Below are 22375 nucleotides of genomic sequence, written 5' to 3' on the forward strand. Positions count from 1 at the left end.
ATTCTCTTATTATTAGTGAGCATCGCTTTCATGATGCTGTTCAATTTCTGATTCGTTCACGACCATTTTCCAACCCGTAGACTCTAGCGTGTGTTGGTCAAAAGTAGCGGGCTGTTTCGCTACACCGCCCAAGAAGATCCAGATTTCAGGAGAAACGCTGTTCGCATTTAAAATAAAGGAACCCGCAAAACCATGATCGGTAGGCGTAGCTTGTTCACTTGGAGTAGAAAAGTAATAACCACGCTCGTCCAGTACCCAAGCATGAGAACCTTTGCGCTTCCAACTCTGATCTTCTATAAACGGGGCAACCCATTCATCTTTAAGTGATGCAACACTCGGCCATTCACCATCTGAGTCCATGCGCAGGTCACGGATTTCTTCATGCGCTAAACGCAGCTCTGATAGCATCGCCAAGTTTTCTTGTTCAACATCAGTCACTAGAATTTGATGATCAAGCACTGCTTTAACGTGGGATTCAGCCTGATGAAATGGGATTGCGACAGTTGCAAAGCAAAGGATGAACACAATGATCAGTCCTACCCATTTGCCCTCTCTGCCGCCCGTATCAGCACGTACGCTTTGAATCATCATTTTTCACTGATCTCTACAACATCAACTTCAACTGGAAACTCATGACCTGAATCGAACACAAGGTAGAACTCAGTGTCAGGATGTGGGAATTCAACGATAGAACGTTTATCTGTCATCTCTTTTGCAATCAAGTTGTCTTCGTAATCGTACATCTCAACCGCGTAATCAATCGCTTTACTACCATCAGAGTAACCCGCTTCGCAAGCCACGGTTTTGCCTTCAAACCAGCAGCTCATCAGTGGGAAGTGTGCTTGCGCAGGTAATGCAGCGAAACCAAGTCCCAGGGCTAAGCAAGGAGTTATTAGTGCGTTAAGTTTTGTTTTTATTGTCATGGTTCGTACCCTAGCCACAGTGCAAATTCTCAGTAGTAAACTGAGCGATAAAGGGCTCAAATGAGCCCTTAAGTTTTTGATTGCTTAATCAGGGATCTAGCCCCGACATCACAAATTATTGAAGCAGTGCTTCGAACGTTAGGTGAACGTTCGCGCTTGCTTTGTCTGCCAGTGGGTTGTCAATCAACTCACCTTTGTAGTTCGCTTTCATTACGTAACGACCCGCTACGTCTGGAGTGAAGGTAATCTCACCGTTCTCGTCACTCACAACATCAATCTGCTCTTGGTGGTTACGGTAAAGTGTGCCTTCACGAGTGATCTCCGCTTTCACGTCTTTCTGGATTTCACCGTTGTAGAAGAATTGGAATGTCACCGGTTCGCCTTCAATGATGTCTGAAGGGTGCGTTACTGGCTTCATTTCAAGTAGCTTGCCTTCAATTTTGAAGACTGAATCCGATGGCTTACCTACTGTGATGTAGCTTTCAGTGCGAGTGAAGCTGATTTGCGTTACCACGTCACGCGACTTTTCAGGAAGAACTGAATCACGTTCCGCTTTGTTTGCTTTGACCCATTTCACTGTGTCACGACGACCCGCTTTGTATTGCGTGTAGTAAGAAGGCTCATTGTTAATCGCAACTTTGTGCGTGCCTTCTTCTTCAAAGTAGAAATCAAAGATTGAACGACGTTTACCGCGAATAACAAAGTTAGGACGCTCGCTGCGACCGTCTGGCATGATGATATGAGCGTTTTCACTGCCTGCAGGCTTATCAAAAACAAACGTACCGTGAGATGCAGTAACGTCGAACGTTAGCCAGTCACCGCCTTCTTTAGACACGGTAAAGTGAGACGGCAGAATCCAACGCGGGTGAGCTTGCGCTGTTGTCGTTGCTGCTAGGCCGAATACCATTACACCCGCTAGTGCAAGTGCCTTAATTTTTGTCTGTTTCATCATGTTCAATTCCATTATTTATAATTGTTAGCCGTGTCGCTCTATCTGAGCCTACGATGACCACTGTCTATTCTGTTCAGTTTGCTTTTGCTATTCGCACTTACTATTTAGCGATGTAGTTCAGAGTGATTTCGCCCGTCTCTTCTGTCGCCTTTAGCTCATAAGAAGCATTTACATCCGTTAGCGATACTTTTTGACGAAGGTAATTACGGCCGCCGTGTTCGCGAACAACTTCGATATGAACCGTGTATTCGCCTTGCTTTAGAGCTTGGCCGTCATCGCTCTTACCATCCCAAACGAAACGGTACTGGCCAGCTGGGCGCGTTGCAGAAGTCACTGCATCAACCAATTCACGATCGTAACGCCCAACTTTTCTCCACCAGCTGCGCAGATCCTTAAGCCATTCGTCTTTACCGACCCAAAGCTCAATGGTTTTCACTGACTTTCGTTCGCTGTTCTCTACCCACACCGCCACATAAGGACGCGCGTACATAGAGGTATCAACCTTTGGAAGCTTAAAGTTCACATCAAGTTTTGCCGTATCAGGGATCGCTTGTGCCATACCTAGGCTTGGCAAAAGAGATAAAGCAAGAAGCGCCTTGCTCCAGTTCATTTTTTTCATGTTTAACAACCTTTTAAATCCGTTTAACCTTTAGTTCGTTCTTCAGGCTGATTCATCAAGCAGACTCATCAACCTGATTCATCACGCTAATTAATAGTTAAGGTACGGCGACAAAATAGATAGCAAGCGAGATTGCAGACCCAAATACCGTCCATTTAATGGAGGTATTCAGTGTTTTTTTCTTAGGTAACAGTAAGCACACGCCAGTAAGTACAAAGAAGATCATCAGTAGCGCAGTGATATCGATAAACCATTTCCAAACTTCACCGCTGTTACGACCTTTATGCAGATCGTTCAACAATGCGATAACGCCGTAATTAGTGGTTTCGACTTCTACAAACTCAGACGTAACGTCAACAAAAACGGAAGCGTTGTAGCCGGGTCCTTTGAAGTCCATAGATACCTCACCGATGAGCAACTCACCATCTTCAATCTCTGCATAGATGTCCAAACCAGAAGGAACGCCGGAGAGGTTGGCTTCTTCGAACAGAAACGTTTCAAAGGCTGTCTCGTCAGCTTTTAAACGTCCGTCTTGAACCGTAAATAAACTTGTAGGAAGCGTTAGCGTAGAGCGTTGGATATTGGGTTGGCTTGATTCAAATAACTCAGGTCGGTTCAGGGTGATACCGGTTACTGAGAAAAAAAGAACCACGAACAGAAGCGCCATAGAAATATAAACATGAAGTCGACGAGCCCATGACTGAACCGCCCTACTTTTTAACGACATACAAACCAATACCTATAAATTTTATGTCGACAATTTAGTTGATAATCATTCGTATTGGCATTCAATTTACATTGTTTACGTTTGCCGAGTGGCGTAAGGAAATTTACATAACATTACATGGGAAGTAATCGAACTGTATGCATATTCTTGCTAACGTGTACTAAAGGGATTTGATTCGTTTTATTAGAGGTTATTGATAACAGGGTCAAAGCTCAAAAAAGCTCAATCTCAACATGCTTGATTGAGATGGGTTTAAGGTAACAGTCGTAGCTTTAAGGATAGAAAGTTGGGACTATTTGATCACTGGTTTGATGATAGCTAATGAAGCTTAAAAGGATTTGAAATGCGTATTTTTGTTTTGGCTTTTGCTGCGCTAGTGACGGCGTGCACCAGCCAAATAATCAGCACGGAAGAACATATTCAACAATACATCGGTTCAGACATAACCGATGTACAAGAACGTTATCTCACCGAACGGTCACGCCCTATCAGTTTTTGGGCGTCTCGAAACTATGCTTGGATTGAAACCAAGAAACCGTTAGACAATAGTTATACAGTACACGCATTCAAAAACCCTTATCGTGACTGCACCATTAATTGGGTTGCTGATACCAGCGGCGTGATTCAAAGTGCTACGTCCAGCGGCACGATGTGCGAGCCTTAACTGCCGCATTGGAACGATAAAGTTCAAAAAGCTTTAACCGCCAAAAATTAAAAAGGGTGTCATTTGAACCATCAAATGACACCCTTTTCTATTTACTACTTTCTCTTGTCTTCTTTTGCGTTAACAGCAGTTAGACGTTGCCGTTATCACTAACCGTTCTTAGCTGAGTCAGATATTTAATCCAACCTTTTGCTTCAGAAGAAGGCTCAATGTTGTTCGCACGTTTCGCTTGAGCAAGAGCATTATCAAGATTCTTTAGCTTGTACCATGAACGTACTTTCGCTAAAGCAACATCAGCTTGCTTGTTCTTGTCTTTCACTTTATCCAAAACAACCAGAGCACGATCGTAGTAACCTTGTTGAACCAGTAACTGAGCCACATTCCAATGATATTGCGTGTCTTTTCTAGACGCTAACGTCCACACTTCAATAGCACTGTCCCACTCTTTCGCTAACTGCCAGTAGGTTGCTTGCTCAGCCAGAAGTTGAACATCGCTGTTCGCATCATCTAACTTACTAATTTCTTGTGCTGCGCGCTCTGGAATGCCACGTTTCGCGTAAAGCTGCGCTAACAAGCGGCGATCTGAGTTCTTCAGCTCAACACCTTGTAGATCAGCCAGTGCTAACGTGTTCAATGCATCACGATTACGATCTAACCTAAGTTGAATACCAACCAGTTGACGCCACCAGTTATCTTTCTCGGGTTGAAGTTCAATCAAGCTTTCCAGTGTAGGAATCGACTGTTTCCACTGCTTTAACTGAAGCTGTGCGCCCAGTTTTAGCGATAGAGGTGATAACTCTGGTTTTGAATTGAACTTGTCGTGATTACCGATGGCCACTAGGACTTTCGACCAGTTTTCAATTTGGTATTCAGCTTGTGCAATTCGCATCCAAAGCGTGTCTTTCTTTTCCTTTTCAGGCGCTGTTTTCACTAACTCGTAGTAGTGCGGAAGCGCGTTTTTAAACTGCTGATCGTTCAACAACAAATCAGCCAGCATACGCTTCGTTATCCAAGCTTGCTCATCGACTAACAAATTCGTATCGACGGCATAAGTGAGCTGCTTAATCGCCGCGTCAGTTTTGCCATCTTGCCAGTAAAACACACCCAACATACGAGCTACGTATGCTTTGTCGTAACCTTTAGAAAGCTCCAAGCCTGCGAGTACATCAATCGCCTGTTTAACCTGTTCATCTTGAGCAAGCTTATGCGCCTTTTGAACACGAATGGCAGTATATTGAGATAGCTCTTGCGCTTGTGTTGTAAGGGGCATTAACAACAAGCCCACTAATATCCATATCTGTTTCATCATTTTGCCAACTTAAACTCTAGTTTCACGGTTTGACCAACCTGAGCTATCGCTTTTCCATCGACGACTTTTGGTTGATATTTCCATTTTTTAAGTGCTCTCATCGCTTCACGTTCAAACATACGACGTGGGTTTGCGTCAGTGACTTGAATGTCAATTGGGCGTCCCGTTTCGTCGATGGTAAAAGACATTATCACATGGCCTTCAGCGCCACGCTTCAGCGCTTTAGGTGGGTAACGAGGTTCTACTCGATACAAAGGCATTGCTTGTTGGTTTGACCCAAAATCAGAAAATGTCGGCGCGTTAATCGCTAGGCCGTCAATGGATGTATTCAAATCCAATGACGGCAGTGAAGACATCGAATTCAGAGGCGTGACTTCAGCTTGTGACTGAGACGTTTGCGCTTCTGGTGGTGGCTCTGGCATTTCTGGTTTTTCAGGGACTGCGCGTTGTCTTCTTTGAACTTCTTGTTCTTGTTCCACCATTACCATGTTGAAACTTAACGTCTCGCTATCGTCTGGTGAACGTTGGTGGCCATTATCGACCATCCAAGCCATGAAAGAAAACAGCGCTAAGCCCAACGCGCCCGCTAGCGGTAAAGCAAGAAATAGGCGAATCATTTATGAAGATCCTCCAAGATCATCGCTTATCAGCAGCAAGCGCAATGTTTTTAACACCTGCACCTTTCGCGGCATCCATCACTTTAACAACAGTACCGTTGTAAGCGTGTTCATCCGCTTGAATAACCAAAGAAGCATCAGGTTGTTCTAGCAACAAGTGCTCTAACGTCGCTTGGACACGTTCAACATCTACGACACGCTTGTCGATGAAAATGTCGTTTGCAGAAGTAATCGCAACAAAGATGCCTGCATCCTTTTGGCTTACTACGTTAGAAGCTTGTGGGCGATTGACTTCCACCCCTGACTCACGAACAAATGAACTGGTCACAATAAAGAAAATAAGCATGATAAAGACAATATCAAGCATCGAAGTAAGGTCTATTTGAGCCTCTTCGTTTTTAGAATGACGTCGACCGAGTCTCATCGTTGACTCCTTAAAGATTTTTCTAATTTCAATTCTAAGCGGTTACATACTTTCGCTAAGCGAGCGTGAACGAACATGCCCGCTAACGCTGCAACCATGCCTGCCATGGTTGGCAGTGTTGCTAACGAGATACCTGAAGCCATCAATTTAGGGTCACTGCTGCCTTGTGTCGCCATAACATCAAAAACAGAGATCATACCGGTTACAGTGCCTAGCAAGCCCAACATCGGGCAAATAGCGACTAACAGCTTAATAAAATTCAAGTTTTGGTTAAGCAAGATACTCGCTTGCCCTAACCAACCTTCACGAATGGCTTTGGCATGCCAAGAAGAGTGATCTTCTCTTTCATGCCATTTCGCTATCCAAGCTTGGCGTTGCTTAGGAAAGTAGAACGCAAGATAAAGCACACGTTCTACCACAAGCACCCAATACACTAGGACGACAGCCGCTAGCCACCACAGGACGAAACCGCCCTGCTCCATAAAGCTTGATAAAGACAGCAGCCAGTCACTCGTTAACCAACTCGCTGGTAATAGAGAACCCGACAAAATATCCATTACGCAGCAGTCCCAACTGGTGAAACAACAGCGTTTGATTCAACGGTCTTTTCAGCCTGCTCAGCAACAAGACCAATACCTTGCTTCTCAAGAATATTGCGAATGTTTTCTGCTTGAGTGCTAAGAATGTTGTGTGCCAGTAGAAGAGGCATTGCCGCAACCAGACCAAGTACCGTAGTTACAAGCGCCATCGAGATACCACCCGCCATAACTTTAGGGTCGCCATTACCAAACTGAGTGATCACTTGGAATGTTTCGATCATGCCAGTTACTGTACCTAAAAGGCCCAACATTGGTGCTAGTGCCGCCAATAGCTTAAGCATCGATAGACCTTTCTCTAGGTGAGTCTGCTCATCAACTACCGCTTCTAAAAGTCGCAACTCTAACGCTTCAACCGTTTGGTTTTGTTCCTTGTTGTACATCGCAAGAACACGACCTAGTGGGTTATCACCCGCTTGCTCAGGGTTCTTAAGTTGCGCGCGAATTTTCTGGCGAGCGATAGCCAAAGAAATACCACGAACCAATGCGATGATTAAGCCAATTGCCAACAAGCCAAGAATCACTTTACCAACCACACCACCCGCTTGAAGGCGATCAGTTAGGCTTGGTGTTAGCGCTAGTTGCTCTAGCATGAACCCACGAGAAGGGTCGACAACCACGTTAGACACGTCGCCATTCGCTAATGCAGATAGCGATGCTAAAGTTGGACCATTCGATGGTTGTTTCAGATACGCAATCGCATCTTCACGCTGAGTGTTCCAGCTAACATAGCCTTGTTCTGTTACTAGGCCGATTGAGCCTAAGCGATAAGCGTCGACAGTTTGTGTGTTGCCTTCACCATTGATGAATGCAATTTGAGATTTGCTAAGCTCAGAGCTCGCTTGGATCTGTTCAACCATGCTCATCCACAAACCGGTCAGCTGTGGCATTGAAGGCAGTGATTTAGCATCAATGATTTGATCAACAGTTGCAGTGTGTTCAGCACGATCAACACTATTCACGGTTGAGCTAAGCTCTGCGCCGAGTTCTTTTGCGTTTTGACGAACGACACCGAACAGCTCGCCTAAGCTACCGGTTTCTAAACGCAGCTTCTCTTCTAAGCGAGCAAGCTTATTTTCGTTATCACTGAACGTTTGAGTCAGAACATCTGTCGCACCTTGGATAGACGTACGCTTCGCTTCAAGCTGAGCTTTGATCGCTTTCAGTTCTTGTTCTGTCTTTTTGAAATCAGCTTCACGCACTACGTTGTGAGAAGCTTGAGTACGGTTTTCTGATTTTGCTTTGTTAACGAGCTGAGCCGTTGAGTCTGAAGCTGAGAAAGCAGAAAATGAAAGTGATGTAATGCAAAGCAATACTGCTAATGATTTTAAGTTCATTACTTAACCTCCGCAACAATTAAAGAAACAGGTAAAGTAATCAAGCTTGGGGCAGCTTGTTGGCCAGCAATATCGTACGCTTTATCTAGCTCAGACTTCATAGAAGAATCAAGTTCTTGCCATTGAGCTTCTGTTTGATTCCAAGCCCAGTATTGGCTGCCATTTAGGTTACGAGCAACTAAAGAGATACGACCTAAGTGCAGAACATCTGCCTCGATTGTTTTATCACTCGCCAATGCGACACGACCTTGGTAAACACCCAACTTAATGCCGTAGTCCATCTCGATTTGGTATGCCTCTAGGATACGGCGGTATTTCTCAGCGTCACTTACGTCAGCACGAGTCATCATTGCTTGTAGCTTTTCTACTCTTTCTAGACGCTGTTCTTTCTTAATCGGCACGTCTTTCTCTACCAACTGTTCAAGACCATCGATCATTTGATACATCAATGGCACAACACCTTGGCGTGTGTATTTGATTTCTTCGATCTGCTCTTCAATGCTTTGAGCTTCTTGGTTTTGGCTCTCAACTAATGCAGCAAGGTGATCGTGATAGATTTCTAGGTTTTTAACTTCTTCTTGCAGACGCTCAATCTCAGCTTGCAGCATTAAAGTCGCTTGTGAGCTTTTATCAATAACCTTTTGACTCGAAGCCGACGCGTTATTGGTCTTGTTTTGAATTGATTGAGCTTGATCCAAGCTATTTGCCATAGAAGACGTTGCAACCAAACTGATGGCAAGCGCTAGGCTAGTTTTTAAAAGATTCATAATTGTAGTCATTTACTATAGAAGAAGGTCAAATACATTTTATTGATAAATACTATTATTGATAAGCACTCTCATTATCATTAAAAGTCACTCGCATTACTAGGGATATTTTACTGAATAGCAGAATCACGAAAGGAGAAAGCCGAAACTTTCCCCTTAGTATTTAGGCTAACAATAGTACCCTACTAACAAATTAGTATTTTACCTGTAAAGTCGCCATGTAGTTACGGCCTTCGCCGATTACTACGTCTTCAGCAAATTGGTGGTTTGAAGATGTTGAACCGCCACCCGCTAGGTATTCTTTATCAAATACGTTCTCGACTGTTAGACGCGCTACGAAATCAAGAGAATCGTCGTACTTAAGCGTGTATGCAGCACCCATATCTACACGTGCGTAGCCGTCTTTCTTGAATGTGTTCGCGCTATCGCCGTAACGAGAACCTTCGTAGATAAGACCCAGGTTCACATCAACTTCGTTTGTTGCTGCATAGGTAGACCAAACGCTTGCTGCAAACTCAGGTACGTCTACTGGACGGTTACCTTCATATGTTTCATGGTTCGTGATTTCAGCATCTAAGTACATTGCAGAACCAGACATTGAGAAGCGCTCTGAAATAAAGCCTTGTGCGGCTAGCTCAGCACCACGGTGAACTTGTTCGCCACCTTGTGTCTTCGTCCAATCGCCTGATGAAGTGTCTTCTACATCCATTGAAATGTTTTCTTGGGTAATATCGAATACCGCACCAGAAACGAATAGACGTTCGTCCATCAGTTCCCACTTAGTACCGACTTCGTAAGACACGCCCGTTGCTGCGTCAAGAAGTTCGCCATCGTTGGTGTAGTTGCGGCTTCCGCTAGACACAACACCTTGTGGTTCGAAACTTTCAGAGTAAGAAGCGTAGATACTACCGTTTGATGCCGGGTGGTAAATCACGCCAAGCTTAGGTGCTACGTTTTCTTCTGCAACGCCATCACTTACTTTACGGTCGAAACGAGCGCCCGCAAGAACTTGCCATTCGTCATTGATAGTAATCAGATCTTGAATGTAGAAACCCCAAGTATCGTAAGTGCTCATCTTGCCTAGCGATGTTGGACCCACTGACGGTGCTGGTACCGTTGCATCTGGCGCGTATTCGCCGCTGCTGAAACGATCCATACCACGGTAATAGCTGTAACCTAACCAGTTAGCGCCGAATAATAGTTGGTGCTCTGTGCCAGCAAGATCAGCGGTTGTTGTTAGATCGACATAAGCTGTTCTGAAACGCCATTTGTCATGACGGTAGTTGCCACCTTGAGTCACGGTTCCTGTACCATCAGGATTCATGTTTGAAAAGCTTGGGTAGCTTTCCATATCAATACGTTCGAAATCTTGGTAATTGAAACCTGTTTTTAAAGACCATGTGTCAGTCAGGTTAGCAGCAATATCAAAACCTACGTTCTCAACATCGTTTTCAATCTGTGACCACTGCGCATCCCAGATATGCTTGTCGCTACCCACTCGGTTGCCGTCTAGTGTGTATAGTGCACCAGAATCTACGCTGCCTTCGTCGTTGGTCTTATCGTAGTGAACAGAAACCATTACGTCTTCAGTTACATCGTAATCAACGAATACACCACCAACAAAACGTTCTGTTTGTGGTTCAGTTCCGTCACCATAAGTTCTCCAAGAGCCGTAGCTTTCTTTAGATAGAATCGCGCGACCACGTAGAGTTTCAGCGTCGTTCAAAGCGCCACTTACGTCTACCGTTGTACGAGAATGGTCATTAGAACCGATATCTTGGCTAACACTTACTTGCGTATCGTAAGTTGGCTTTTTGCTTACCATGTTGATCAAACCACCTGGTGCAGAAATACCGTAAAGAAGACCAGAAGGTCCTTTTAGTACTTCAACACGCTCTAGCAGTTCGATTGGTTGACGGTAGTGAGACCAATGTTGCTGGCCATTTTTAAGGAAGCCCGAAGAGCTTTCTACCGAGAAACCACGTAGAGAGAAACGTTCACGGTTACGGCTTGTACCGCCAGCACTTACACTCGCGTCATTCTTAAGCACGTCACCAAGCGTTGTTGCACGCTGTTCATCGATGATTTGCTCATCGATTACTAAAACTTGTCCCGGAGTCTCTAATTGAGTCGCCTCCATGCGCATTGCTGTTGTGTTCGTGTCGGCTTTATAACCGTAGTCACGACCTTCAACAACCATATGCTCGTCTGTTTTTACTGTTTCTGCCAATACTGCTGGTGAAGCTAATACTGCGCCGATCACTAAAGCCAATGGGCTCTTTGAAAACATGTCCTTTACTCCGCTTTTATTCTTTTAGACGAACACTTTGTTATTTATTCGATGTGTTCGCTGAACCGTTGCCGGTACCACTGAATTATTTCGGGAGTGAATATAAGTGATAACTATTACCATTTGCATTAAATTTACATTCTTTGCATTCGTAAAGTTTTGTAAAGGCCTGTCGGTGAGTCATATTAGAGGAGTTCAACAAAACCATTCAATACAAATAGTTAAGGCTCATGGACGTAAATCGACTGGTTATCTTCACCGAATTTTTTGAAACAACGGTATTTGTTCAGTCAATTGAAGACGTGAAGATTGATAAGAAAATCATCTCTTCTTATTTACTACCTTTGAAACGACAAATTTATGTATAAAACCCTCGATAGATGTAAATTAATAGTGAATTATTTTGTTTTTATTTGTTTAATTTACACAATTATCAGTGATTTTGATCACATCTATAATTCCAAACTCATTTTTTGTTTTTCGAATTGATTATCCGACTGCTAATCTCCTGCTCACTTTGAAAAGGTATCAAAGTTATAAATAATAAGGAGTGTTCTAAATGAATACCAAGAAACCTATGTCTCTGACTGGTCGAGTAATCCTCGGTATGGTCGTAGGTATATTAACGGGATTCGCCATTCAATCCCTTTTTGCAGACAACGGATTTGTTAACAACTACATCGTTAACGGACTCTTTGAAGTGGGCGGACAAATCTTTGTCGCCAGTTTAAAAATGCTTGTTGTGCCTCTAGTCTTCGTTTCACTAGTGTGCGGTACAAGTTCTCTTAAAGACTTATCAACTCTTGGCCGTATGGGTGGCAAAACGCTTGCACTTTATATCGGTACTACTGCCGTTGCCATCACTCTAGCATTAACTATCGGTAACCTGTTCCAACCTGGAGCTGGTGCGGATCTTACTGCTGCGAGCTCTTTCAAATCAGCGGATGCCCCTTCTCTGGGCCAAGTAATCATCGACATGTTCCCAACCAACCCTATTCAGGCGATGGCTGAGGGCAAAACGTTACAAGTTATCGTATTTGCAGTGTTGTTTGGTATCGCAATCAGTGCAGCGGGCAAACCCGGTGAACGTATCGCTGCAGTTTTCTCTGATCTAAACGAAGTGATCATGAAGCTAGTTGCGCTACTAATGAACCTTGCTCCTTACGGCGTATTCTTCTTGATGGCGAAACTGTTCTCTGGCCTTGGCTTAGGTGCAATTTGGAACCTAGCAGAATACTTCTTAGTGCTTGCTGGTACCCTGCTGTTGCATGGCTTGGTGACTTACAGTGCGATGCTTAAAGGATTCACAGGTCTTAGTCCGATTACGTTCCTACGTAAGATGGAAGATGCAATCATGTTTGCATTCTCAACAGCATCTTCGAACGCAACAATTCCAGTAACTATGGAAACGGCTAAGAACCGTATGGGCGTAGACAACAAAGTCGCTTCTTTCACAGTACCACTAGGTGCAACTGTGAACATGGACGGCACTGCAATCATGCAAGGTGTTGCGACGGCGTTTATCGCGCAAGCGTACAACATCGACCTTTCAATGGGTGATTACCTAATGGTTATCCTAACGGCGACACTGGCGTCTGTTGGTACTGCAGGTGTCCCTGGTGTTGGTCTTGTTATGCTAGCGATGGTATTGAACCAAGTTGGCCTGCCGCTTGAAGGTATTGCTCTAATCATGGGTGTTGACCGCCTTCTTGATATGATTCGTACCGCTGTAAACATCACAGGTGATAGTGCCGTATCTATCATCGTTGCTAAGTCTGAAGGCGCTCTAGACGAGTCTCGCTTCAACGACCCAGCAGCAGGTGAGAAAGAAGAAGAAGTTAAGCTAGCTCGCCAACAGGCATAGTCTCGCTTATCTTATGCTCTTGTCTTCAAGCTCAGGCGTAATTAATGGCTACGCCTAGCCCATACCAAAGCGCATAAATAAAAACGCCACTGCAGATGCAGTGGCGTTTTTATTGGGTATCGCTTAAGTCAGTACTACTGAGTTGGGACAGTTATCAATTTAAGGTAATTATCAATAGGGAAAGCTAATCACCGATTGGGAACATCAAGTTCACTCTCAGCCCCCCACCTTCTCTATTCTCAGCAGTTACATGTCCATTCATCACACCCATCGCTTCTTTAACAATCGCAAGGCCCAGACCGTAGCCACCAGACCGTTTGTCTCTTGCTGATTCAATACGAGTAAACGGGTCGAATATACCTGCAATCTTGTTATCAGGAATACCGTCACCGTCATCTTCTACAGATATTACACTGTAACGTCTATCCATTACCTGTTCGTATGTCGTCACGACCACATGAGCGTTCTCACCCGCGTATTTAATGGCATTCCCGACCAAGTTACCAATGACTCGAAGCAGTAGCCTCTCATCAACGTTCACCATTGATATCGGCGTCTCTAGGGAACCAATCAAAGTTTGATTCGGTTTTAAATCGTTTTGCATCTGCGCGATCAACATTGAACAATAGTGCTCAAGGTGCATTAAACTTAACTTGGAGTCATAGCGAGAGGTTTCTAAGCGGCTAAATTCAAGTATCTCACCCACCAGCTTATTCATCTCTTCTGTTTCATTTTCCATTCGTTCTAGCAAACCAATGCTTTTATCATCAACCTTGCTGCGCAGCAGGTGTAGTGCGAGGTTTTGCCTTGCTAATGGTGTTCTTAACTCGTGTGAGACATCACGAATCAAACAACGTTGCTTTTCAGCCAGAGATTTAATCTCAAAGGTCATATAATCAAAATCGTGTGCAAGCTCGTTGAATTCACGCGTGGTGGAGTTCAACTCCGACACCACACTGACCGTGAAGTCACCTTGAGCCAGTCTGCGGCTCGCTTCTCTCAATCTATCCAACGGTTGCTGAAGGCTTTTGGCCATGATAATCGAGAACAGAGACAATACGACCAATGCAATCAATGCTTTAAGCATATAGGAATATGGCGCAAAAGATTTTGCGGGATGAAACTGGTGCGGTAGTTGGATAACCAGTGTTTTACCGTTATCCAGTGGTAGGCCGAAGATCGGCTTACTCACACGATCACTAAGTTGGTGATCTAACGTTCTTAAGTATTTGAGCTTAAATTCAAAATGTGGGTGCATGTGACGATGTGTGATCGGACGATTGTCTTTATCAATGACGAACAGATAATACTGCTGAGCATTACCCCAGTCCGCGAGTTCATCCATGTCCCCTTCTTCAATCAACACATTCGCTTGGTAAGCAAGGTCGAGCATCTCCGCTTTAACCGATTCTGGCACTTTAAGCAGCGCTTTCATCAAGGCTCTTTCAGCGACACCTTGCAGGATCAAAATACTCACCAAAATGACGGTCAGGTAACTGAACAGTTGGAAAGTGAGTCCGTCTTTACGCTTAGCAATAAAATCAGGGCAACGCAGCAGTTTTTTACTCATGCTCCGACCGACTCTAGGTAACTGTAACCTTTACCACGAACGGTTTTTATATGTTGTTTAGACAAACCTGCCTGAACGAGCTTTCTACGTATATTGCTGATATGCATATCTAAATTACGATCGAAGGGACACAATTCTTTCTTGAGTACATGGATTTGCAGATCAGATTTTGAGACGACAATACCGTCATTTTTGACCAAATAATCAAGCAAGTCTTTTTCAGTGCCAGTTAATGGCAAACGAGAGAGTTGTTCACACAAGCCGTGATTAGAGGAAGCTAAAGATTGTCTTTGGCGTTCAAAACCCACTCGGCGCAAGATCACCTTAATACGGGTTAAGAGTTCAGGAACATTGAAAGGTTTAGCGATGTACTGGTCGGCGCCTGCTTGGTAGCCATCGAGCATTGAGGCATCGTCGTTAAGCGCGGTTAGCATAAGAATGGGAGTAGCAAAACGCTGACAAATGCGTCTTGCTACTTGAATGCCGCTTAGGTTCGGAAGCATTACATCGAGTAGAACCAAATCGACAGGGTGAGATTGAATAAACTCAAGCGCGGATTCACCGCAATGAACAGTATCAACGTGATACCCCTCATTTTCTAACACTTCACCCAGTAATTCACACAACTGAATATCATCATCAACAACTAAAACGCGAGACATTACACATACCGATAAATAAGAACTGTTTGCATTCTAATTATCGTTATTATTGATTTCAATTATAAAGTGCCCGATTTCCTCTATAGAAGAAAATCTTTTTCAATCGGTACAAATTTTGATGCAGAATCGATAAGATTTTGAGCAGTTAACCCGGGAACACCATACACTTCAACAGGCTTGCCAAAGCGCTCTTTGATTCGCTCTACAAGGATTTCGAAATCACCGTCTCCTGATACCAAAACAATCGTATCAACCGTCTCAGCAAGTTCTATCGCGTCTAACGCAATACCCACATCCCAATCGCCTTTTGCACTGCCATCTCGACGCTGAATAAACGGCTTTAACTTCACATTAAAGCCCACACCACGAAGGATATGATGAAATTGACGCTGCTTTGGATCTTGGCTTGAGATTGCGTAAGCATTAGCTGCAATAACGTTACGCCCTTCCGTGGCAACATACCAAAACTGGTTATAGTCGAAGTTAGAACGGTATTTGTCGCGCGTCGTGTAGTAAACGTTCTGAACGTCGACCAAAATTGCTATGTTTTCCATAAATTCATACCTTTAGATTTTCCGTATACCCTATTCTATTCAATTGTAAAATGCGAGTCGCTTTACTCAATAAAAATGAACCTGCCAGCTATCGTTAACGTAAATCTAATATCTTTAGCGTAAAGCTAAGTATCTTTACGTAATCCTAACTATGCTTATTGTAAGTAGATTTGTTTTGAGCGTTTCTTAGGTGGTTCTGATCTTCACCTTCTTCTTTACGTAGCGTTCAAATCGTACTCAGGCTTAGAGTTTTTAAAGGGAGGTTGGCAATGCTGCACCGACAAACACACAATTCGATCGTAAGCATCGACACAACCAAAGCGATGCAAACTTTAAATCAACCATCAAACTCTGGTAGCTGGTTTAGTTTGCTTAAACTACTGACCATCAGCACGGTAATAATCATGAGCTTAACCATCAATTCAGTACTCGCCTACCCCGCTTATTCTCACTCAAAGCCTTTGCCACACCGCAGTGTGATTTATTTCGCTCCAAAGGAAGATTCAATCGTTAAAGAGTTTCTGAATGAAGTGTTGCTCAATAACTGTCAATTGGACGAACGAGATGTCGTCATTATGGTTATTGCTGAGAGTGGTTACACAGTCCCAACTTGGTTAGAAGAAGAGTTTAACTTAGAAGCAGTCACCAGTATTTACGAGATCCCGAAAGGATCACATACCGCTGTTTTGATTGGTAAAGACGGGAAAGAGAAGCACCGATGGAGTGGCAAAACAGATTGGAAACAGATCACCAATATCATTGACGAAATGCCGATGCGCCAACAAGAAATGCAGCGACAAGGCAGCCGCTGCAGTATTTGATTCTTGATGGACTCAGTAGTGGCTTAGAGATCCAATTAGAAGGTCAAACGATCAAGCTTGTTTGTTAAACCAAGCAAGTTTTTCATGGAGCTGAGCCACGCTGCCTACAACAATCAGCGCTGGGCTCTTTGCGACGCTCGCAAGGTCAGCTAAATCACGTAACCCACCTCTAAACACCTTTTGTTCTTGGCGTGTACCGTTTTCGATGATCGCAACTGGCATGTCAGCTCGCATACCATTATCGAGTAGATTCTTCTGAATGTTCGGACTCTCTTTCAAGCCCATGTAAAACACGATGGTATGGTTGTGCTGAGCAAGAGATTGCCAGTCAATATCTTCGCCATCTTTCTTCAAGTGACCTGTAATAAACTGCACGCTTTGTGCATGATCACGGTGCGTCAACGGAATGCCCGCATAAGCCGTTGCTCCGGCAGCAGCTGTGATGCCCGGAATCACTTCAAATCTCACGTCATTCTCAGCTAGCGTTTCACACTCTTCACCACCACGACCAAAGATAAACGAGTCACCACCTTTTAGGCGTACTACGTGCTTGTTCTCTTGAGCTTTGGTCACTAATAGTTGGTTGATCTGATCTTGCGGTACGCAGTGATGATCGAGCTTTTTGCCCACATACAACATTTCCGCTTCTGGATTAGCCATCGCCAAAATATCTTTTGATACCAAACGGTCATAAACCAACACGTCTGCTTGTTGAATCACTCGTGCCGCTTTTAACGTAAGTAAGTCTGGGTCGCCCGGACCTGCACCTACTAATGAAACAAATCCTGTGTTTCCTGTTTTAACATTCGATGGCGATACTTCTGACATGCTTTGCTCCGAAAGTTAGCTTGTTATATTTCAAGCTTAATTCTGTATGACGATTCATCGTTGTATGAATCACCAATATCCCTACTTCTTAGACTATCAGTTGTTGCCATAAAACTTTACGATTAATTCTAATCAAGATAGAAGTTTATATAACAAAACAATCTATTACGTTGGAAAACCCTGACATTTGCACCATCATCAAGCACACATTGCTCGCCTTAGGTGCACGGTTATCAAAGTAGAGAGTGTTAAGATCAAAAAAGCCCCAAATCAACAGCTTGGGGCTTAACACACATTATTAGTTGCTCATTAACCTAGAACTATCTAATTACTTAGCGCCTAGAGAAGGAGCTGTTTTAGCATGAGTTAGGTATAGAGGAACACACGTCATTAATAGACCACCAACGATGTTACCTAGGATTGTTGGGATAAGGTTGAAGTTCAACCATGTCGCGATACCAAAATCAGCGCCAAGAATCATACCTAGTGGGAATAGGAACATGTTTACCACTGTGTGCTCAAATACGAGTGCGAAGAAGATGAAGATTGGGAACCACATCATTGCTACACGGCCAGATACTGTGCGTGCAGTCATGTTGCCAATCACACCTAGACATACCATAAGGTTACAGAAGATACCGCGTACGAAACACGTGATCCATCCGTCCATACCCATGTTTTCAAAACCTAGGCTACGACCTGTAGAAACAGCAATGAACTTTTGAGCAACAGCGTTTGGTTCTAAAGAGAAGTTACCCGTTAGTGATACTGCAACAAGGAAAGCAACAATCAAAGAACCGATAAGGTTACCAAGACCAACAATACCCCAACAACGTAGGATACGACCCCAAGTAATACCTGGGCGGTTGTCGAATTTCGCTAAAGGTGCAAGGCCGAATACGCCAGTTACTAGGTCATAACCCATTACACTTAGAATGACGAAGCCAACTGGGAACACAAGTGCGCCAACAAGGCCAATACCGGTTTGAACCATTGCTGTAATAGCAACAACAACCGCTAGAGAAAGGATGATACCAGCCATAGTGCTTCGAATCAGAAGATCGCGAGTACTTGTTTTCGTTTTCGCTTCACCCACATCAATCATCGTTTGAACGAATTCAGCTGGTTTGTAATCAGGAGACATAAGGTTGTCCTTAAAAAGTTTAAATTAAAAGTTAAAATTGGATAGGAAAAGGCTCTAGTTGCCGAGTTAAGGCAATATCGAGAACTAGAACCCTTGAACTATCAAATCTTACTCATCCGAAGATTAAGCAGAGATTTCTACAGCGCCTTTGGCAACACGAGCTTTGTACGCTTTCACGTTGAAGTTCTCGTCTTCCATGCACACACCTGTTGCTAGGTTAAAGCGTTGCTTCTTAAGTGGGCTTGCTACCCAAAGCTCTTCTTTGTGCTCAACAATCAAACCACGTGATAGCACGTTAGATTGGAAGTATGGGTCTGTGTTGCTAATCGCGAATACTTCTTCAGCCTCAGTTGGGCGGAAGATAGCCACTTGCTCACCACTAACCAACGCACAAACACCTGTACCTGGGATAATGTCTTCGATCTTACAAACTTTGGTAAATGCCATGATCTCGTCTCCCAATTAAACAGATTCTACGTGAATGATGTCGCCCTGATGCTTTGAAGTAATGGCTTCAGGGTGTTTCTCAGTGAATGTCGCAGGACGGTGTTGTTCACGACCATCTTCAACAAACACAACGTTATCATCGCGGTCATCAGCATTGATGAAGTGTGCAAAGCGCTTAAGTTGAGCTTCGTCGTTGATTGTATCTGTCCATTCACAAGCGAAGTTATCAACTAGGCCAGCAATGTCAGTTTCAAGTTGGTCATTGATACCAAGCTTGTTGTCTACAATCACTTCACGTAGGTAATCAACACCACCTTCTAGGTTGTCCATCCATACCGAAGTACGTTGTAGTGGCGCAGCCGTGCGGATGTAGAACATCATGAAACGGTCGATGTACTTGATTAGCGTTTCTTGGTCTAGGTCGCTTGCCAGTAAGTCTGCGTGACGAGGTTTCATACCACCGTTACCACATACATACATGTTCCAACCTGCGTCAGTCGCAATAATACCTAAATCTTTACCTTGAGCTTCAGCACACTCACGAGTACAGCCAGACACACCAAACTTCATCTTATGAGGAGTACGGATGCCTTTGTAACGGTTCTCGATCATCACGCCTAGGCCAACTGAATCTTGAACGCCGTAACGACACCAAGTAGAACCTACACATGTTTTCGCCATACGAAGTGCTTTTGCGTAAGCTTGACCCGTTTCGTAACCTGCAGCGATTAACTTCTTCCAGATTGCTGGTAAGTCATCTTTCTGAGCACCAAATAGGCCGATACGTTGTGCACCTGTGATCTTGGTGTACAAGTTGTATTCAGCAGCAACATCAGCAAGAACGCTTAGTGCTTGAGGTGTTACTTCACCACCCGCCATACGAGGGATTACAGAGTAAGTACCGTCTTTTTGCATGTTACCTAGGAAGTTGTCGTTGGTATCGTGCAGCTTCACTAATTCAGGCTTAAGGATGTGTTCACCCCAGCAAGAAGCAAGGATAGAACCTGCTAGAGGCTTACATACTTCACAGCCGTAGCCTTTACCGTATTTCTCTAATAGCTCATCGAACGTTTTGATTTCTTCGATGCGAATTAGGTGGAAAAGCTCTTGGCGAGAGTATGCAAAGTGCTCACACACGTCGTTCTTCACTTCAACACCAGCTTTAGCAAGTTCAGCGTTTAGTACTGAAGTCACTAGTGGAATACAACCACCACAACCAGTACCTGCGCCTGTTACTGCTTTGATATCACCGATTGTGTGGTGACCTTCAGCAACCGCTTGAGCGATCTTGCCTTTAGTCACATCGAAACAAGAACAGATAACAGCAGACTCAGGAAGAGAATCCGCGCCAAGTGTTGGCTTTTCAGCACCAGCATGAGCAGGAAGAATCAATGCATCTGGGTGTTCTGGTAGGTCGATTTCGTTCAGCATAAGCTGTAGAAGATCACCGTAGTCAGACGTGTCACCAACCATTACTGCACCAAGCAGCTTCTTGTTGTCTTCAGAAACGATTAGACGCTTGTAAACTTCTTGTTCTTCGTTTTGGTAAACGTAGCTCTTACAGCCAGGAGTACGACCGTTCGCATCGCCGATAGAGCCTACTTTCACGCCCAAAAGCTTAAGCTTCGCAGACATGTCAGCACCTTCAAATGTGCTTTCGTTACCAACAACGTGGTCAACCGCTACCGTTGCCATTTTGTAACCAGGAGCCACTAGGCCGTAGAACGTTTGGTTCCAAGACGCACACTCACCGATTGCGTAGATGTCTTTGTCTGTCGTTTGACAGTGATCATTAATCTCGATACCGCCACGTGGTGCAATACCCAGCCCCATTTGACGAGCAAGTTTGTCTTGTGGGCGAATACCAGCAGAGAATACGATGAAATCAGTTTCTAGCTCTGTACCGTCTGCAAAGCGCATTACGTTACGAGCTTCAGTGCCTTCAGGAGCAATCTCAAGCGTGTTCTTACTTGTATGTACGTTAACGCCCATACGTTCGATTTTTTGACGAAGTTGGTTACCACCCGCTTGGTCAAGCTGCTCAGCCATTAGCTTTGGAGCAAACTCAACAACGTGCGTGGTTACACCAAGAGCTTTTAGTGCGCCTGCAGCTTCAAGACCAAGCAAACCACCACCAACAACCACACCAGATTTAGAATTCTTAGCGGTTGCTTCGATAGCTTTCAAGTCTTCGATTGTGCGGTAAACGAAACAGTCTTTACCTTCGTTACCTTTGATTGGCGGAACGAATGGGTATGAACCTGTAGCAAGGATTAGCTTGTCGTATTGAATTTCACGACCAGTACTTGAGTAAACTGTTTTCTTTTCACGGTTAACGTTAATAGCACGCTCACCGATCAGCATGTTGATGCCGTGTTTCTCGTAGAAGCCTTCTTTAACTAAAGAAAGTTCGTCCGCAGTATGGTGTGAAAAGTAAGAAGAAAGGTGTACACGATCATAGGCTACGCGAGGCTCTTCACAGAAGACTGTGATGTCCATGTTAGCAACGTCTGTCTTCTCGACTAAATCTTCGATATAGCGATGGCCGACCATCCCGTTACCGATTACGACTAGCTTCATCTTGCTCATAAGAATTCCTGAAGGTTATATATTTCTTAACTGAGCGAATAATGAATTATGAAAGAAAATGAAAATATGATGTAAATCAATTACGAAATCGAACTACCCTAAAGGGGTAGGACAAAAGAGGTAGATCTGCTGATTTATCATACGAAGCAAACGAATAACCGTAGGTTTAATAAGGTTTAGCGGGGTTTTATATACACTTTCGTGCAGTAGATAAGATGTTGTAAAGTTTCACAATAGGTTAGCAGTAACACAAGTAAATGACAATCATTTTCATTTGTGGTCATAATAAGTGTAATAACTCATGAAAGCGTTACAGGATCATGAGCAACTATGTATAAATATGAAGAATTTAATGACGCAAAAGACAGTCGCCCTTTTCCATTCCCCACTCATTCCACTCACAAACGGCGCAATTGGTTAACAGATGCTGTTGGTTGTTTAGCAAATGATAGGTTTACATAAGGAAAAGACCGGCACAAAAGTGATCTGATATAGCTTGTTCCTAGTGGTGCTACTGATTAGAGAGCATACGTGGAAGTTTGAACATAGCATGAGGGTTTAGAATTTCAGATAGCAAAAAGGCCAGCATTTCTGCTGGCCTTTCAACTTTGAATAGTGGAGGCGCCTCCCGGAGTCGAACCGAGGTCCACGGATTTGCAATCCGCTGCATA

The 22375-nt window shown here is 44.0% G+C and carries 22 protein-coding genes; 3 read left to right on the top strand and 19 right to left on the bottom strand.

Annotated features, from left to right (window positions below; genetic code table 11):
* Positions 1-12: 12 nt before the first annotated feature.
* The 5 genes from AB6E51_RS18785 to AB6E51_RS18805 form a co-directional block, all read right to left on the bottom strand.
* Positions 13-591, bottom strand: coding sequence for a DUF6162 family protein (locus AB6E51_RS18785; RefSeq protein ID WP_372058698.1), 579 nt, complete (start codon positions 589-591; stop codon positions 13-15).
* Positions 588-923 carry a hypothetical protein gene (locus AB6E51_RS18790; protein ID WP_215405835.1) on the bottom strand — a complete coding sequence of 112 codons (336 nt, stop codon included), beginning with the start codon at positions 921-923 and terminating at the stop codon, positions 588-590. Before AB6E51_RS18790 ends, AB6E51_RS18785 begins: the two co-directional genes overlap by 4 nt.
* Positions 924-1038: 115 nt before the next feature.
* The gene (locus AB6E51_RS18795; protein WP_372058697.1) at positions 1039-1875 is read right to left on the bottom strand and encodes a DUF4198 domain-containing protein; all 837 of its coding nucleotides are present in this window, start codon (positions 1873-1875) and stop codon (positions 1039-1041) included.
* Between the two features lie 100 nt (positions 1876-1975).
* Positions 1976-2494, bottom strand: a complete 519-nt coding sequence (locus AB6E51_RS18800) for a DUF2271 domain-containing protein (RefSeq protein ID WP_372058696.1) — start codon at positions 2492-2494, stop codon at positions 1976-1978.
* 97 nt (positions 2495-2591) lie between these two features.
* Positions 2592-3221, bottom strand: a complete 630-nt coding sequence (locus AB6E51_RS18805; protein WP_372056395.1) for a PepSY-associated TM helix domain-containing protein — start codon at positions 3219-3221, stop codon at positions 2592-2594.
* Between the two features lie 343 nt (positions 3222-3564).
* Here AB6E51_RS18805 and AB6E51_RS18810 point away from each other — a divergent pair, with 343 nt between their 5' ends.
* Positions 3565-3885, top strand: coding sequence for a hypothetical protein (locus AB6E51_RS18810; RefSeq protein WP_372058694.1), 321 nt, complete (start codon positions 3565-3567; stop codon positions 3883-3885).
* A gap of 130 nt (positions 3886-4015) precedes the next feature.
* Here the strand turns inward: AB6E51_RS18810 and AB6E51_RS18815 are convergent, their stop codons facing one another.
* The 7 genes from AB6E51_RS18815 to AB6E51_RS18845 form a co-directional block, all read right to left on the bottom strand.
* Positions 4016-5194, bottom strand: coding sequence for a tetratricopeptide repeat protein (locus AB6E51_RS18815; protein ID WP_372058693.1), 1179 nt, complete (start codon positions 5192-5194; stop codon positions 4016-4018).
* On the bottom strand, positions 5191-5811 hold the full coding sequence (locus AB6E51_RS18820) for an energy transducer TonB (protein WP_017067523.1): 621 nt from the start codon (positions 5809-5811) through the stop codon (positions 5191-5193). The genes AB6E51_RS18815 and AB6E51_RS18820 overlap by 4 nt, the downstream gene beginning before the upstream one ends.
* Before the next feature lie 19 nt (positions 5812-5830).
* Positions 5831-6235, bottom strand: a complete 405-nt coding sequence (locus tag AB6E51_RS18825; RefSeq protein WP_004739212.1) for a biopolymer transporter ExbD — start codon at positions 6233-6235, stop codon at positions 5831-5833.
* Positions 6232-6792, bottom strand: a complete 561-nt coding sequence (locus tag AB6E51_RS18830) for a MotA/TolQ/ExbB proton channel family protein (protein WP_010429842.1) — start codon at positions 6790-6792, stop codon at positions 6232-6234. The genes AB6E51_RS18825 and AB6E51_RS18830 overlap by 4 nt, the downstream gene beginning before the upstream one ends.
* A complete protein-coding gene (locus tag AB6E51_RS18835; protein ID WP_372058691.1) occupies positions 6792-8168 on the bottom strand; it encodes a MotA/TolQ/ExbB proton channel family protein in 1377 nt (458 codons plus the stop codon). The genes AB6E51_RS18830 and AB6E51_RS18835 overlap by 1 nt, the downstream gene beginning before the upstream one ends.
* Positions 8168-8935 carry a DUF3450 domain-containing protein gene (locus AB6E51_RS18840; RefSeq protein ID WP_102333605.1) on the bottom strand — a complete coding sequence of 256 codons (768 nt, stop codon included), beginning with the start codon at positions 8933-8935 and terminating at the stop codon, positions 8168-8170. The genes AB6E51_RS18835 and AB6E51_RS18840 overlap by 1 nt, the downstream gene beginning before the upstream one ends.
* A 193-nt stretch (positions 8936-9128) precedes the next feature.
* Positions 9129-11225, bottom strand: coding sequence for a TonB-dependent siderophore receptor (locus AB6E51_RS18845; protein ID WP_372058690.1), 2097 nt, complete (start codon positions 11223-11225; stop codon positions 9129-9131).
* A 559-nt stretch (positions 11226-11784) separates the two neighbouring features.
* Between AB6E51_RS18845 and AB6E51_RS18850 the strand changes: the two genes are divergently transcribed.
* Positions 11785-13089 (top strand): dicarboxylate/amino acid:cation symporter, encoded by a 1305-nt coding sequence (locus tag AB6E51_RS18850; RefSeq protein ID WP_017062553.1) that lies wholly within the window; start codon positions 11785-11787, stop codon positions 13087-13089.
* 184 nt (positions 13090-13273) lie between these two features.
* Here AB6E51_RS18850 and AB6E51_RS18855 read toward each other — a convergent pair whose 3' ends face one another.
* The 3 genes from AB6E51_RS18855 to AB6E51_RS18865 form a co-directional block, all read right to left on the bottom strand.
* On the bottom strand, positions 13274-14659 hold the full coding sequence (locus AB6E51_RS18855; protein WP_017064547.1) for a sensor histidine kinase: 1386 nt from the start codon (positions 14657-14659) through the stop codon (positions 13274-13276).
* The gene (locus AB6E51_RS18860; protein WP_017062555.1) at positions 14656-15321 is read right to left on the bottom strand and encodes a response regulator transcription factor; all 666 of its coding nucleotides are present in this window, start codon (positions 15319-15321) and stop codon (positions 14656-14658) included. Before AB6E51_RS18860 ends, AB6E51_RS18855 begins: the two co-directional genes overlap by 4 nt.
* 80 nt (positions 15322-15401) lie before the next feature.
* Positions 15402-15875: an NYN domain-containing protein gene (locus AB6E51_RS18865; RefSeq protein WP_010429860.1), complete on the bottom strand. Its 474-nt coding sequence runs from the start codon at positions 15873-15875 to the stop codon at positions 15402-15404.
* 323 nt (positions 15876-16198) lie between these two features.
* On the opposite strand from AB6E51_RS18865, the gene AB6E51_RS18870 reads away from it, so the two are divergent.
* A complete protein-coding gene (locus AB6E51_RS18870; protein ID WP_050546503.1) occupies positions 16199-16696 on the top strand; it encodes a DUF4174 domain-containing protein in 498 nt (165 codons plus the stop codon).
* A 51-nt stretch (positions 16697-16747) separates the two neighbouring features.
* On the opposite strand, the gene cobA is transcribed toward AB6E51_RS18870, so the two are convergent.
* The 4 genes from cobA to nirB form a co-directional block, all read right to left on the bottom strand.
* Positions 16748-17524 carry a uroporphyrinogen-III C-methyltransferase gene (cobA, locus tag AB6E51_RS18875; RefSeq protein WP_017066845.1) on the bottom strand — a complete coding sequence of 259 codons (777 nt, stop codon included), beginning with the start codon at positions 17522-17524 and terminating at the stop codon, positions 16748-16750.
* A gap of 328 nt (positions 17525-17852) precedes the next feature.
* Positions 17853-18668: a formate/nitrite transporter family protein gene (locus tag AB6E51_RS18880; RefSeq protein WP_017062558.1), complete on the bottom strand. Its 816-nt coding sequence runs from the start codon at positions 18666-18668 to the stop codon at positions 17853-17855.
* Between the two features lie 123 nt (positions 18669-18791).
* Complete coding sequence (nirD, locus tag AB6E51_RS18885) at positions 18792-19115, bottom strand: nitrite reductase small subunit NirD (RefSeq protein ID WP_017062559.1); 324 nt, start codon at positions 19113-19115, stop codon at positions 18792-18794.
* A gap of 15 nt (positions 19116-19130) precedes the next feature.
* The gene (gene nirB / locus AB6E51_RS18890; protein ID WP_017062560.1) at positions 19131-21704 is read right to left on the bottom strand and encodes a nitrite reductase large subunit NirB; all 2574 of its coding nucleotides are present in this window, start codon (positions 21702-21704) and stop codon (positions 19131-19133) included.
* Positions 21705-22375 lie beyond the last annotated feature (671 nt).

It is taken from the genome of Vibrio sp. 10N.247.311.47, assembly GCF_041467535.1.
Taxonomy (GTDB): domain Bacteria; phylum Pseudomonadota; class Gammaproteobacteria; order Enterobacterales; family Vibrionaceae; genus Vibrio; species Vibrio crassostreae_C.

Bases quoted from the DNA above. Each gene is read 5' to 3' on its own strand.
- AB6E51_RS18795 (WP_372058697.1), bottom strand. From the start codon at position 1,875: ATGATGAAACAGACAAAAATTAAGGCACTTGCACTAGCGGGTGTAATG.
- AB6E51_RS18815 (WP_372058693.1), bottom strand. From the start codon at position 5,194: ATGATGAAACAGATATGGATATTAGTGGGCTTGTTGTTAATGCCCCTT.
- AB6E51_RS18825 (WP_004739212.1), bottom strand. From the start codon at position 6,235: ATGAGACTCGGTCGACGTCATTCTAAAAACGAAGAGGCTCAAATAGAC.
- nirD (WP_017062559.1), bottom strand. From the start codon at position 19,115: ATGGCATTTACCAAAGTTTGTAAGATCGAAGACATTATCCCAGGTACA.
- AB6E51_RS18840 (WP_102333605.1), bottom strand. From the start codon at position 8,935: ATGAATCTTTTAAAAACTAGCCTAGCGCTTGCCATCAGTTTGGTTGCA.
- AB6E51_RS18785 (WP_372058698.1), bottom strand. From the start codon at position 591: ATGATGATTCAAAGCGTACGTGCTGATACGGGCGGCAGAGAGGGCAAA.
- AB6E51_RS18845 (WP_372058690.1), bottom strand. From the start codon at position 11,225: ATGTTTTCAAAGAGCCCATTGGCTTTAGTGATCGGCGCAGTATTAGCT.
- AB6E51_RS18835 (WP_372058691.1), bottom strand. From the start codon at position 8,168: ATGAACTTAAAATCATTAGCAGTATTGCTTTGCATTACATCACTTTCA.
- AB6E51_RS18810 (WP_372058694.1), top strand. From the start codon at position 3,565: ATGCGTATTTTTGTTTTGGCTTTTGCTGCGCTAGTGACGGCGTGCACC.
- AB6E51_RS18830 (WP_010429842.1), bottom strand. From the start codon at position 6,792: ATGGATATTTTGTCGGGTTCTCTATTACCAGCGAGTTGGTTAACGAGT.
- AB6E51_RS18860 (WP_017062555.1), bottom strand. From the start codon at position 15,321: ATGTCTCGCGTTTTAGTTGTTGATGATGATATTCAGTTGTGTGAATTA.
- cobA (WP_017066845.1), bottom strand. From the start codon at position 17,524: ATGTCAGAAGTATCGCCATCGAATGTTAAAACAGGAAACACAGGATTT.
- AB6E51_RS18880 (WP_017062558.1), bottom strand. From the start codon at position 18,668: ATGTCTCCTGATTACAAACCAGCTGAATTCGTTCAAACGATGATTGAT.
- AB6E51_RS18865 (WP_010429860.1), bottom strand. From the start codon at position 15,875: ATGGAAAACATAGCAATTTTGGTCGACGTTCAGAACGTTTACTACACG.
- AB6E51_RS18820 (WP_017067523.1), bottom strand. From the start codon at position 5,811: ATGATTCGCCTATTTCTTGCTTTACCGCTAGCGGGCGCGTTGGGCTTA.
- AB6E51_RS18870 (WP_050546503.1), top strand. From the start codon at position 16,199: ATGCAAACTTTAAATCAACCATCAAACTCTGGTAGCTGGTTTAGTTTG.
- AB6E51_RS18855 (WP_017064547.1), bottom strand. From the start codon at position 14,659: ATGAGTAAAAAACTGCTGCGTTGCCCTGATTTTATTGCTAAGCGTAAA.
- AB6E51_RS18850 (WP_017062553.1), top strand. From the start codon at position 11,785: ATGAATACCAAGAAACCTATGTCTCTGACTGGTCGAGTAATCCTCGGT.
- AB6E51_RS18790 (WP_215405835.1), bottom strand. From the start codon at position 923: ATGACAATAAAAACAAAACTTAACGCACTAATAACTCCTTGCTTAGCC.
- AB6E51_RS18805 (WP_372056395.1), bottom strand. From the start codon at position 3,221: ATGTCGTTAAAAAGTAGGGCGGTTCAGTCATGGGCTCGTCGACTTCAT.
- AB6E51_RS18800 (WP_372058696.1), bottom strand. From the start codon at position 2,494: ATGAAAAAAATGAACTGGAGCAAGGCGCTTCTTGCTTTATCTCTTTTG.
- nirB (WP_017062560.1), bottom strand. From the start codon at position 21,704: ATGAGCAAGATGAAGCTAGTCGTAATCGGTAACGGGATGGTCGGCCAT.